General features: G+C 45.2%; 13 protein-coding genes. 7 read left to right on the forward strand and 6 right to left on the reverse strand.

Going from position 1 to position 12,585, the window contains the following annotated elements:
- Positions 1–36: 36 nt before the first annotated feature.
- The 3 genes from DFP76_RS13060 to uraH all read right to left on the reverse strand — a co-directional run bounded on the left by DFP76_RS13060 (position 37) and on the right by uraH (position 3,067).
- Positions 37–1,014, reverse strand: coding sequence for an aldose epimerase family protein (locus DFP76_RS13060; protein ID WP_113875087.1), 978 nt, complete (start codon positions 1,012–1,014; stop codon positions 37–39).
- 261 nt (positions 1,015–1,275) lie between these two features.
- Positions 1,276–2,430, reverse strand: coding sequence for an FAD-dependent urate hydroxylase HpxO (gene hpxO, locus DFP76_RS13065; RefSeq protein WP_113875088.1), 1,155 nt, complete (start codon positions 2,428–2,430; stop codon positions 1,276–1,278).
- 280 nt (positions 2,431–2,710) lie between these two features.
- A complete protein-coding gene (uraH, locus tag DFP76_RS13070; RefSeq protein ID WP_113875089.1) occupies positions 2,711–3,067 on the reverse strand; it encodes a hydroxyisourate hydrolase in 357 nt (118 codons plus the stop codon).
- 185 nt (positions 3,068–3,252) lie between these two features.
- Here uraH and uraD point away from each other — a divergent pair, with 185 nt between their 5' ends.
- Entirely contained in the window at positions 3,253–3,774 is a 522-nt protein-coding gene (gene uraD, locus DFP76_RS13075; RefSeq protein WP_113875090.1) for a 2-oxo-4-hydroxy-4-carboxy-5-ureidoimidazoline decarboxylase, read from the forward strand.
- Between the two features lie 74 nt (positions 3,775–3,848).
- On the opposite strand, the gene DFP76_RS13080 is transcribed toward uraD, so the two are convergent.
- The 3 genes from DFP76_RS13080 to DFP76_RS13090 all read right to left on the reverse strand — a co-directional run bounded on the left by DFP76_RS13080 (position 3,849) and on the right by DFP76_RS13090 (position 5,917).
- Positions 3,849–4,487 carry a hypothetical protein gene (locus tag DFP76_RS13080; RefSeq protein ID WP_113875091.1) on the reverse strand — a complete coding sequence of 213 codons (639 nt, stop codon included), beginning with the start codon at positions 4,485–4,487 and terminating at the stop codon, positions 3,849–3,851.
- Positions 4,488–4,772: 285 nt separating this feature from the next.
- On the reverse strand, positions 4,773–5,099 hold the full coding sequence (locus DFP76_RS13085) for a hypothetical protein (RefSeq protein WP_113875092.1): 327 nt from the start codon (positions 5,097–5,099) through the stop codon (positions 4,773–4,775).
- Positions 5,100–5,491: 392 nt separating this feature from the next.
- Positions 5,492–5,917: an SPOR domain-containing protein gene (locus DFP76_RS13090; RefSeq protein WP_113875093.1), complete on the reverse strand. Its 426-nt coding sequence runs from the start codon at positions 5,915–5,917 to the stop codon at positions 5,492–5,494.
- Between the two features lie 357 nt (positions 5,918–6,274).
- Between DFP76_RS13090 and DFP76_RS13095 the strand changes: the two genes are divergently transcribed.
- Genes DFP76_RS13095 through tssG form a run of 6 tightly spaced genes read left to right on the forward strand, consistent with a single transcriptional unit; the run spans position 6,275 to position 12,582 of the window.
- Complete coding sequence (locus DFP76_RS13095) at positions 6,275–6,514, forward strand: hypothetical protein (protein WP_113875094.1); 240 nt, start codon at positions 6,275–6,277, stop codon at positions 6,512–6,514.
- Positions 6,515–6,559: 45 nt separating this feature from the next.
- Positions 6,560–8,500, forward strand: coding sequence for a type VI secretion system contractile sheath large subunit (gene tssC, locus DFP76_RS13100; protein ID WP_113875095.1), 1,941 nt, complete (start codon positions 6,560–6,562; stop codon positions 8,498–8,500).
- 28 nt (positions 8,501–8,528) lie between these two features.
- Positions 8,529–9,137, forward strand: coding sequence for a type VI secretion system tube protein Hcp (locus DFP76_RS13105; RefSeq protein ID WP_113875096.1), 609 nt, complete (start codon positions 8,529–8,531; stop codon positions 9,135–9,137).
- 13 nt (positions 9,138–9,150) lie between these two features.
- On the forward strand, positions 9,151–9,534 hold the full coding sequence (locus DFP76_RS13110; RefSeq protein WP_113875097.1) for a hypothetical protein: 384 nt from the start codon (positions 9,151–9,153) through the stop codon (positions 9,532–9,534).
- A gap of 43 nt (positions 9,535–9,577) precedes the next feature.
- Positions 9,578–11,419 carry a type VI secretion system baseplate subunit TssF gene (gene tssF, locus DFP76_RS13115; protein ID WP_113875098.1) on the forward strand — a complete coding sequence of 614 codons (1,842 nt, stop codon included), beginning with the start codon at positions 9,578–9,580 and terminating at the stop codon, positions 11,417–11,419.
- On the forward strand, positions 11,383–12,582 hold the full coding sequence (gene tssG, locus DFP76_RS13120; protein ID WP_181799853.1) for a type VI secretion system baseplate subunit TssG: 1,200 nt from the start codon (positions 11,383–11,385) through the stop codon (positions 12,580–12,582). The genes tssF and tssG overlap by 37 nt, the downstream gene beginning before the upstream one ends.
- Positions 12,583–12,585: the final 3 nt, after the last annotated feature.

Here is a 12,585-nt window from a genome sequence, read left to right on the forward strand (position 1 = left end):
GCTAATTCGTCTTTCTAGCGAAGTAAATATTGCGTGCTAGCGAAATAGGTACTGTGTAGTTTGCTGATAAGTTTCCCCTTCAGCCAGTAATATGGGGGGAAAATGAGAATGGTGAACCGCATCAGGCCAATGCTGAGGTTCAAGGGCTAAGCCTGAGTATGATGTTAACTCCACTTTGTTGATGCAGTTGTTTGCAGATAGGGCGATATGGCGACCATCGTATATTTGAAGTCCCGGTTCAGTGGTGAGCAGCTCTAGCTCTATGCCTGTCAAAGGGGCTTTAAGCGTTGCGACTGTTTGAATGGGTCTTGCGGCTAAAGACAAGCAGAAATTGGTATCGAGGCCAGGGTAATCGTCACGACCTATGGTGCGTAGATGAGAAAAGTCGAATTCATTGCCGGCAGTGGGGGTGACTTCACCTGTCGGGATGAGGTCTTGATCGACAGGTAAGTAATGGTCTGCATGAACGCATAGTTTATGGTCCAAAATGGAACCATGACCATCTAGATTAAAGTAGCTGTGGCCGGCTAGGTTGCATAAGGTAAGTTGGTCGCTTGAGGCTTGAATCTTCATTTCCAAGCCTTGTTCCAGTAATTGGTAAGTGACATCAATGATGAGCTTACCAGGAAAACCCATTTCCTTGTCTTGTAGTGTTACTTGAAGTGTGACGGCGTCATCGGATTGTTTGATGATCTGCCAGTTTTTACAATCTGTACCGTTGGGCCCACCATGCAATTGGTGTGGGCTTGGTGAAGAGGGCGTAAGTTGATAAAGGTGATTCCCTATTTGCGCCTGACTGTTGGCAATTCGATTTGCTACTCGTCCAACAATGGCGCCAAAATATCGGCATGGACCTAAGTAATCCGCAATCTGGTGAGAACCGAGCACCATGGAGTGTTGATGGCCTTTTAAATAAACCGCCTGAAGGCTGGCGCCAAGTGTTAATACATCAACGGTGATCTGGTTGTTATTAAGACGAACTGTTTGCACTTGTGATAAGTCAGTGAGCGACATTTTTACCGTCCTTTTGGGGCAGAAAGGTGGTTTCTGCTGAGCGAACATTTGTTGTTATTGTGTTCTTTTCGGACTGATGCTTTGTGAGCAACTTCCCTAAATAAACATGAAAGGATCATTATTTACTAATCGAGTAAGAAAAGGCAAATTTGCGACGGGATCAATCGACTGTGTTGGCAGGTAAAAAAAGCCCACTCACAGTAGTCACTATGAGTGGGAAAACAAACCAGCAAGCATACTGGGGGAGGTTATTGGGTTGAGCTAGGCTAATGGCCCACCGACTATGGTATTGCGCAAGCCTTCGATGATGTTGTCACCTTTTTCTTGGCGTAGTTCATCGTACCAAGCTTGAGTTTCCTGCATGTTTTTTCCATGAGTGACATCACAGCGTTTACGTGCTTTTAGAACCAGATCTTTTACACGGAAACGACGTTCGGATTGATAGTCGAGCAAAGCCGCTTCAATGTCTGGGGTTTTGGCGAAGCATTGTCCCAACACTACAGCGTCTTCCAGAGCGGAGCAGCCACCTTGACCTATGTCCGGTGTGGTGCTGTGCGCCGAGTCACCCAGCAAGGCAATCTTACCTTTTACCAAGGTGTCGAACGGTTCGATGTCATGAATTTCGATGCGATTAGTGGTTTCAGGGTTGATGGCTGAGATCAGCTTTTGCACTGGCTCAGCCCAGCCTGCAAAGTATCTTGTTAAATCTTGTTTAACGGTGTTTCTGTCCTCATCAAGCCCTTTTGGTAGTGGCACATCGAAGAAGAAATAAAATCGACCGTCAGCGATTGGCATAATGGAGACGCGTTTGCCTTCGCCCACAAAGGTGGTCCATTGGTTGGCTGGGGCGATGTCTTCGTCTATGTCTACCAAACCATTCCAATTAACATAACCCGCATAACGACGTTCGGTTTCATAACCTAAGACATGAGCGCGTACTTTTGAGTGCGTACCGTCGGCAGCAATGATGAAGTCGCCTGATGCTTGTGTACCATCAGTGAAGTAGGCTGTTACGCCATCCACTGATTGTTCAACGGATTCAATGCGTTTACCAAATTGAATTTTCTCTTTGCCCCACCAATCGATCATTTGGCTTTGTAGGTCGGCACGAGACACAGGACAGGGACGTTCTCCGACCGCTTCAACTAATGGCGTTAAACTAAATTGCGTCATGACCGTGCCAGTTAGACCATCCTGGTAGGCTAAATAATGCATTGGCCCACCCAGTTGATCCATAATGTGGCCCATGCCGAGATGGTTCATGCACTTGACGCCATTTGACCAAATAGACAGCGCGGCTCCGACTGGCTTTATTTCTTTTACGGCTTCAAAGATGTCACATTCAATTCCTTGTTGTTTAAGAGCCGCTGCAGCAGACATACCGCCGATACCTGCGCCAATGATCAATGCTTTCATCTTGTTATTACCTCATTGCTAAATACAGATGTTGATTCTTTGTCTGATTTGAATCGCTTATTGCTATCTTTAGTCGCAATAAATGTGCCACGAAACAAATGATCCCAAAAAATAATTTGTGAAACCTTTGTTTTATTGGCTTTGAGAGAAAGCATTTGTTGAACAGATGGACAAAAAAATGACTCACCAGAGTGAGCCATTTTATGTAGAAAGGGGAAAGTACTGAGTTAACTTGGTGCGAATGCCTTTTCTTGGTGCGATTAGGCAACGATTAATGGCACTAACTACCGCGATAGGTACTGTATGAATAAGGCGAAACCAGTAAAGGAATGTGATAGTGCGAAGACTCATTACTGATGCCAAAGCGAATATTAACGATGTTTAAAAAACTTGGGCTAGGTAATGGAACGCCTTGCTGTAAGAAATATTCTTCTATGGCAAATTCCAGTTCATACACTCCGCAAACAAAGTCTTGCTTGTCTAGCAGAGGGGCGTCGCAGCGACCGTCTTCGTTGGATATCGTAGAATGAATCAGTTCTTTTTGACCATGACTGTCATGTCGAAATAATTGTATTTTGACTCCAGCTGCCGCTATGCCTTTTGTGGTGTCTAGAATGTGTGTTGTGAGATAACCCATTTTGTATCCTCAATAAAGTTCAATAGGTGAAGTTAGCCTATTTTTTGCAGATTAAACGTCCATTAGTTGAAATGATGATGAAAGCATTGTTTCATAGTAGTCAATAAATGTGCCATATGTTTTATGGTTTTTAAACGATGTTCCTATCACGTCTTGTTTGTGTGGTGGGTGGTTGGAGAAATGAAATGTCTAAGCGAGAAGCCGTGCTAACGACCACAGATGAAATGGAATTCGTAACACTACTGGGTAGTATTTATGAGCATTCCCCTTGGGTTGCGGAACAGCTTTGGCGACTTAAATCACAGCACCCAATTGGTTCTTACGATGAGATGTCGAAAATTCAGCAGGCGATGCGAGACATTGTAGATGCGAGTACTGAAGAGGAGAAATTAATCTTACTCAGAGCGCATCCGGATCTCGCAGGTAAAGCAGCACTTTCAGGTGAGCTGACTGATGCGTCTAAATCGGAACAAGCTGGCGCAGGGTTAGATCAATGCAGTGAAGATGAACTCGCTCACTTTTTACAATTGAATGATGCCTATCGCAGCAAATTTGGTTTTCCTTTTATTATGGCGGTAAAAGGGGCGACGAAAGCACAAATTCTGGCTGGGTTTATGGAAAGAAGTCCAAATGATTGGCAGACCGAATTTGATCGAGCCATACAAGAAGTTCATAAGATAGCAGGGTTTCGATTAGCTGAGTTTTAAGCCTTCTTTGTACGGCAATAAGCTCACTTATTTATCTGCAATAAGTGAGCTTGGGGATACAATGAGCATTCTGGCTATTTTTTAGGAAAGAGTCGAACGACAACGTGTTCAAACCCATTGGCTATAATTTTGCGTTTTGCCGCATCGCCTGTTTCTGTCCAAGTCATTAACTCACCTTGTTTGTCGATGTACACATAGTGCTGAATTTGGTCTTTCTGTGGGCCGGCACCTTGCGCTTTCATGATGCCATAAATCCCTTCACCCAGATGCTTATTGGTATTGCTCCAAAGCTCATCGATAGTGGGGTATCGATTGAATATTTGGATCATCATTGGAAGGCGGTACTTACGGTCTAGGTAGTCGCAGATGGCTTCTGGAACCAAGGCAAAACCAGGTCGTTTTGTCCAATTCCAGTGGGTTTCAAGTAATAACTGGTCGAGCGTGATGTTACTGTATTCACCACCAAAGTCTCCTGTAAAATGGAGAGATTGTTTCAGTGCGGTTGCTACTTTATCCGAGCCAACTAAATGATCGTGCTCGATCTGTGTTCTGAGCCAATGTTCCGCAAAATTAGTGCTACTGCCATAGAGTCGTTCGAAGTCCTCCAGTGTCATTTTGTTGTTGTCGATCAATAACTGAATCATGTGCGTGAAACCACAGATTCCCTTACCGTCCTGAGAGATTTGTGATTTGTCTGTAAAATTCCTGCCCATAAATATTCTCCAAAATTGCTTTGTCATGATGTCTTTATATTGTCTAGCGAATGACGAGTGTTCTCTTGGTTAAATTCAGGGGAATTGCGGTGCAATTAGCGGTCAAAAAAGCCGGTTGAATGTGACGTGATTAAGGGGCAGCTTTGTTTGGAAAGGCTTAAAAATGAGACGAGAAGTGTTAATTTGAGTATGGCAATGTGATGAGATGCGAGAATATAAAAAGGCCAGCTTGTGGGCTGGCCTTTTTATTCATAACCTATTTTAGGACGACACATAAAGAGTGGCTTATTGTGCTGCAACTTCTTCTTTCATGTCTTCCACTAAATCACAAGACCAGCCCCAGCCGATTTGTTTTCCGACAAATTCAGCGGCTTTGTTTTCACAATATCCCGCTTTGTTTTTAGCGTTCCATAGTGTTTTCGTGTTTCCTGCTTTAGTGTACTGAACCTCACAAGGTAGGCGATTACCTTCAGGGTAAACCACTTCAATTACGCGATTTTCATTACCATGTACACATAAGGTTTTTCTGTTTTCGATGGCGTTTGCAGACGTCGCAAGGCCAGCTAAAACAAAGGTCAGTCCAAAAGCTAAAGACTTATGCAATTTAGTCACAGCGAATTCCTTTCAAATATCATATTGGGTTTGGGGATAGCTTGATCAATCATTTCCAGTAAAGGTAAATGATTTGTAAATAAATGTAACTGATTGTTATGGCGGGATCAATGTAAAATCTTTACAGAAGAAATAAGTAACAATTCGCGCTGTGTCGAATTGCTACTTATCGTTTGTGTTTCATGAGACGTGTTGTGCTTGTTCTACAGCGTCCTGGCGAATTTCTTCAAACTTATTGAATGCCTGAGCCACTTTTTGTGTTTCTGATAAAGAGAGGGAAATAGAGGTGTGACATTGTCTAAAAACGCTGTTATGCCTTTTGGTAGCGGTAATTGTCCTGCTGTAAGACTGACTTCGTAGTTAGCGCCAGCGGAAGGCAGCGCATTAGACTCTTAACCATTGTTTGCTGTGGCGGGCCACACACTCACAGTCGAAGCCACGCCATCGTTATGTAGTGTCTGCTTTGCTTGTTCTGCGGCGAGCTCATTGGTATAACGACCCACCAAAATAAAGAACCATTCTTTTTGATTGTCTGTGGCTTTTATAACCTGAATTGGGGCATTGATTTGAATCGTTTGTGCTTTATCGGTTGCTTGCCCTAATGTACGGTACAAGCCCACCCGTAACGTGTATTCAGCGTTCTCTTTAGAGGGCGGAAGACGTAGGCTACTCAGGGAATAGGGAAAAATTAGAGAGTCGCCGTCCACAGTATAAAGGGTATTGTTAGCTTGTTTGCTATTGCTGTAAGTGGGTAAATAGAGAACTAAAATAATCCCCACTAGTAGAATATTGAAATAGATGATGATGGTTTTACGCATAGTATTTCAGCTTTAAAGTATGTTTATAAATACAACCTCCTACGATATTGAGTATAGGTACATTTCCAAATTTTGTTAGTTTATGTAAACAAAATTTTAGTTTACTAAAACTAAATTTGTTTTCTAAAGCCTATTTGCTATTAGTTTTTATTATATAAAGACTATGCATTCGATGTTTTTCTAGTTTTGAAAAATATTTTAAACCCGCTTTTCTGGGTTGAATTTTACCCTAAAGGGTGAACATTATTTTTCCTAAATAAATAATATTTCCTTATTAATCAATCTCTTAAATTTTTAATTAAGGTTGGCATTTATTGTGCTGTAGTAAAGAACCAGAAACCTTACGAGATAAGTCAGATGGGCATGAAATATTATTATCAAGCAGATGATGTCGCTCAACTCATAAAAAAGTATTTGAATGATCATCCAGACAGTGAAGACACGGTAATGGGCATCACAAACTGGTGGTTACAGAAACAAAGAATTAACGATTCAATGGTGGCGGTTGACAAGGCTTTAAAAGCATTGGAGCGACAAGGAGAGATCAGCTCAATAACCCGTAATGATCAACTGTATTTTAGATTAACAAAGAGGTAAGGGCTAAGGACCTTCTTTCTTACTTTTAAATTTGGAGATTTCGTTTTGGAAAGTCATCAGAAAAAAATATCCAGGGTACGGTCACCAAGGGTTCATATTACGTACGATGTGGAAATAGGAGATGCCATTGTACAAAGAGAGCTGCCTTTGATTGTGGGTGTATTAGCGGATTTGTCAGGATCGCCTGTCGAGCCCTTGCCCCTTGTGAAAGAACGTGAATTTGTACAGATCGACCGTGACAACTTTGACGACATCATGAAGGGCTGTTTGGTCAGATTGGCCTATGTCGTGCCTAACGTGATTGAAGAAGAGGCTGAACGTCTTAATGTCGAGCTGTTCTTTAATAGTATGGCCGACTTCGAGCCGATCAGTTTGGTCAAACAGTTGACCGTGACCAATATCCTATACGAGTCACGCAATCGCATTCGCGACATGATGGCCAAGTTGGACGGTAACGATCCATTGGACGACATCTTGACGGAAATACTTGCAGACCAAGCCATACAGCAAGAGCTGATCGACCTATTCGGCAGTGATGCCTCGACTTGGTCGAGTGTGGCCCCGTCAGAATTGGTGACACGCATGCTTGGGGAAGGGCAAATGGCCCTAGACGAAAGTCAGGTGCCTTATGCGCTGGAATTAATCGGTGAATTTGCCGCATCTATCTTACAAAATGTGCCGGACAATCCGGGGCGTTTTGCGGGCGATAGAATGACAGACAAGATCGCCTTAATTGATACCCAGCTGACCAACCAAATCAACCATGTCATGCACGCCAGTGAGTTTCAGGCGCTTGAAGCCACCTGGCGTGGACTGAACTTTTTGGTGATGAACACAGAAACTGGCTCAAGTCTAAAAATTCGTCTGTTAAACATTTCCAAAAAAGACCTGCTTAAAGACCTGCAAAAAGCCGTTGAATTTGACCAAAGCGCCTTATTTAAAAAGGTGTATGAGGAAGAATTCGGCACCCATGGTGGCGATCCTTACTCTTTTTTGGTGGGCGACTATGAATTTGGCCGTCATCCAGAAGACATTGAGCTGCTGGAAAAACTGTCCGGAGTGGCTGCATCGGCCCATGCGCCCTTTATTTCAGCGGCCTACGCCAAACTGTTTGATATGGAAGACTTCTTTAGTCTGTCGCAACCTAGGGATCTGACCAAAATATTCGAAAGTGCCGAACTGATTAAATGGCGTAGCTTTCGAGAAAGTGACGATGCCAAATACGTCTCACTCACCCTGCCGAAAGTGCTATTGCGCTTGCCCTACGGCCCAGAAACCGTCGTTGCAGAAGGCTTTGACTTTGTTGAAGACGTGGATGGCAGTGATGCGAAAAAGTACCTCTGGGGCAATCCAGCGTTCATATTGTCACAGCGGGTCACTAATGCCTTTGCCAAACACGGTTGGCTGGCCGCCATTCGAGGCGTTGAAGGCGGCGGCTTGGTTGAAGGCTTGCCAGCGCATACCTTCAAAACCCCTTCCGGTGACGTCAAATTGACCTGTCCAACGCAAGTGCAGATCACCGATCGACGTGAGAAAGAACTCAATGATTTAGGCTTTATGGCCATATTGCATCGCAAGGGCAGTGATAAGGCGGCGTTTTTTGGCGGCCAGACCACAGGACAACCGCAGAAATACAATACCGATGCGGCCAATGCCAATGCTCGGATTTCCACCATGCTGCCTTATGTGCTCAATGCGTCACGGTTTGCCCATTACATTAAGGTGATTATGCGGGACAAGGTGGGCAGTTTTGCAACTCGAGACAGTGTGTCTGATTACCTGAATAACTGGATCAGCAATTATGTACTGGTCGATGATTCTGCGCCGCAGGAAATGAAAGCCAGCTATCCGTTAAGGGAATCGCGTATCGATGTGTTCGATGTGCCGGGTAAACCGGGTAGCTATCGTTCCGTGGTGTTTTTACGCCCCCATTTCCAACTAGAAGAACTCACGGCCTCCATCCGTTTGGTCGCCGAGTTACCTTAGCGAATGATGACATAAGAGGTAAATAACGATGGATCTAATATTAATGCAATTTGGCGTAGATGGGATTACATCTGGACAGCCAAATGCCGACGGTACTGGCATTGGTACCATGATAGACGGTGAGGCAGGGGAGCCAAACTGGCTTGGTGTAACCGCCAAATTTGGGAGCCTGACTTTTCAAGGTGATAAGTGCATTGAGTTGGTGTCGATTAATCAGGGGATTAAGCAGCAGGTGACAACTGATGTGAGTAATAACGCACGTACCTCCGGGCGTCCTGTTATTACCGACTTTACTTGTGTGAAGTACACGGATTACACCTCGCCGAAAATGTACGACTATTGCTTAAGAGCGCTCACCTTAGACAATGTGAATGATGCACCGACCATCTTATGGGTGTTACGTAACTCTGGTGATCAATTGAATGCCATTATGGCTATTGAGCTGCGTTTAACCTTGATCAGTGAAATCCATTTTCAATCGCACCCGAATGACATGCCTACCGAGCAATTTAAACTCAATTTTACGGAAATTGGTTGGTTACATCAGGTTCAGGGTGCATCAGTGAACAATGGTGGTTTCTCTGCGACGGCTTGGAGCATTGCGAAAAACCGTCCAATACCAGCTGCGGGTAATTAATGAGGAGAAGCCTGTGCCAGCGGCCTTGTTTGAAAAACTCACCCTGTCAGAACGTGGGCTTTCCACTAAAGCGTCAGTGATAGCCAATGTGGAGCGTATTCTCAGTTCGGGAGGTTTTTTAGACGCCGGAGTGGATGAACTCAGTATCCAGCAAATTCGTGGTGAAGGGGCTTTTCCACATAACCTCTCGGCGTTGGTGGATCAGTCATTAAATGATCATCAGCAAATTGATAAGTTTCAACACGATATGGTGCAGATACTGCAACTGTTTGAGCCGCGAATAGAACAGATTCAGGTGCTGAATGTGGGCAGCGTTGGGCAAATGTCCCGTTGTCGATTGAGCATACAGTTACGTCATGAACAATTTGAAGAAGCGTTTGAATTTGGGGTAGCGTAAATGTGCACGGGCCTGATTCAAGTGGCAGATTGAGAGGCACACTATGTCGCAGAGTTATGCTTTATTTCAACAAGAAATGCGTTATTTACGCCAATCTGTGGAAGCGTTTAGCCGTACCTACCCAGAAGCCGCCGCTGAATTGAAGCTCAGTGCTGGGCGCTCAAATGACCCACATGTCGAACAATTACTTCAATCGTTCGCCTATATGACAGGGCGTTTACGAGCGGATTTGTACGAGCAAAAAGACCAGATTCCCAATCAACTCTTGCACAGTCTCTACCCAAACCTGATTCGATCCTTGCCTTGCATGGCCGTATTGCAAGCCAATGTTGAGCCAGATGGGGCCAACTTTGTGAACGGCTATCGATTTGAAAAAGGCCGCCAGCTTATTGGTAACGCACAAAAAGTCACGCAAACCGGACAAAAAGAAAGCTTGGAATGCCGTTTTACCAACTGTTACCCCACGGATTTATGGCCGCTTCAAGTTGCCAACACCCAAGTACTGCCCAAGAACAGTGTTTTGGGGTTGGAAAAAATCCTCTCTGAGGACACTATTTTTCAATCTGTGGTGTCGATTCGGGTCACTAATACCGGCACGGAACCGATTCAAAACTACCCCATCAATCGCCTTCGTTTTTACCTGGGTGACCGAACTCAGCAGTCGCCTCTTTATCAGATGTTGTGCGATGGCCTTAGGGGCGTTGTGGTAAAAGTTGGGGAAAAATTGACCCTGTTGCGTCCTGCGCCGGGTCAAGCGGATTCAATACTGGAATGGCAAGGCTTTGGCGATGAGCAAAATGTTTTGCCTGACGATGCTGGCAGTCAACGGGCGTATCGCTTATTGCAAGAATACTTTGCCTTTGTCGAAAAGTTCTATTTCTTTGATCTGCTGTCTATGCAAGAACAACAGGCCCTGCAAGGGTCACAAGAGGAATTTGAAATCCTTTTTCTACTGGACCAATCGGCTAAACACATTCACCTCAGTAAGCAGAGTTTTTTATTGAACTGCTTTCCTGTGATCAACCTGTATGAAAAGCATTTCAAGCCCATTCCATTGCAACACCATCAGCATGAATACCGAGTGCTTGCCGATGAAAAGCATTACATGCATGCCGAAGTACACAGCCTGACCGAAGTAAAAAGCATTTCGGCCGCGGGACAAACGAACCTGATTAAGCCTTGGCTGGGGCCGAATCTGGATGCCCAGTCTGAGCATTACTACGTGACTAGACTGGTGGAACTGATGAAACCCGGTGAGCGTGGCTGCGATACCTTTGTCGCCCTTTATCAGGCGGATTTCTCGGCGGCGCAACCCATAGATCAAACCTTATCGATCAAAGGCTTGTGTAACAATCGGCGGCTCCCGGAAGCACTACGAGAAGGGCAAAGCTTACAATTATTTGGCTCAGGGCCCATGTTAAACGCCAGTATTATGGGCATACCGAGTCAATTTAAAGGCGCTAAATTAGACGGTCAAAATACCGTGAAACTGCTTTCGCAGCTGTCATTAAATTTGGACAGCTTGAGCGCTGGTGATTCGTCATTGGCGAGTTTAAAGCAGCTACTGCGTCTGTATTGTGATCCCTTATCCCGCTCTCACCAGCGACAAATTGATGGTCTGGTTGAACTCACCACAGAGGCCGTGGTGAAGCGCATTGGAGGTGATATGTGGCGCGGTCATTGCCGTGGCACCTTATTGTCTTTGCTGATCAACGAAGACTACTTTTCAAATTCAAACCCTCTCTTGCTCGGCAGTGTGTTGAGCTATTTTTTGGGCTTGTACACCAGCTTAAATCACTTTGTCCAGCTTAAGCTGATCAGTGACCAACGTGAAGGAGTATGGCAGCAATGGCAACCACGCATTGGCGAACAGGTTATTCTGTAAACCAGCTCTTTACTGAGCCGGACGCCAACTGGTCATTTCATCAGTTGACGCGTTTACTCATGGGCATGAACACAGGGGATGAAGACTGGCTAGAGGTATTAAATGACACAATACACTTTACCAGTTTCCATGCGCAGGTATTACCCGCGGGGGAAATTCGACGAGTGCGGCTGGCCAACCCAGCCGCAGGGAAGGGGCCTAGCACCACGTCGGGACATTCTCTAGCCAAGCGACAAGCCAACCCACAGGCGAAGCATCAGGTAGAGTGTACCTATTACAATTTAACCGGGCTGGATGGTCCGTTGGCGGACCCTTTTGTTGACCTGCTCAGGCAAGATCTTCGCTATGGTAAGGGCGCGCTGGCGGCCTTTATCGACATCTTCAATAACCGCTTACAGGCGTTACGCTACCTAATTCATGCGGAAAACAACACCAGCTTAACCACCTCGTTAGCTGAACACACTCGGGTGGGGAAATTTATGTTGGCGTTAAGTGGTCATGATGACGTCTTAGCAAGGCAACGTCATCATCAGGACGAGGCTTCTTTGATCTCATTGGCGGGCAGTTTGGCTAATTGTCGCATGAGCTTGCCGCTGATTCGTAAGCTGTTTGCCATTGTTCTGGGCATTCCTCTCATTGCTCTGAACTGCCTGCTGGGGCGTTGGCTCAAGGTGCAAGACGAAGATCATACCTTGTTGGGTCAAAGCAACCATCGTTTATCGACAGAGGCCACACTGGGAACACGTATTTGGGATCAGCAGGCGGCCGTGGAACTGGTATTAGGCCCCTTGGCTTTGGACAGAATCCAGCGTCTAGTACCTGGTGGGGAAGACCATCAGGCTCTGCGTGATCTGGTGTCCTGGATCAGTGACAAAGATTGCGATTTTCAAATCACCTTGATGTGCTTGAAAGACAGTATAGAGCCGAAAACGACTCGCTTAAGTACCGACAATTTAAGTGCCGGCGATTTAAGTACCGGCGATTTAAGTACCGGCGATTTAAGTACCGGCGATTTAAGCACCGATGATTTAAGTACCGACAATTTAAGTACCGGCGATTTAAGTACAAATAAGAATGACAACAATCGTTTGGGCTACGGTGCCACGCTACAGGGCACCAGTGGTGTAGACAAACAAGTTCGTTTTCAGTTGAAGATGGTGTGATTA

The organism is Marinomonas aquiplantarum (genome assembly GCF_003314975.1).
GTDB lineage: Bacteria > Pseudomonadota > Gammaproteobacteria > Pseudomonadales > Marinomonadaceae > Marinomonas > Marinomonas aquiplantarum.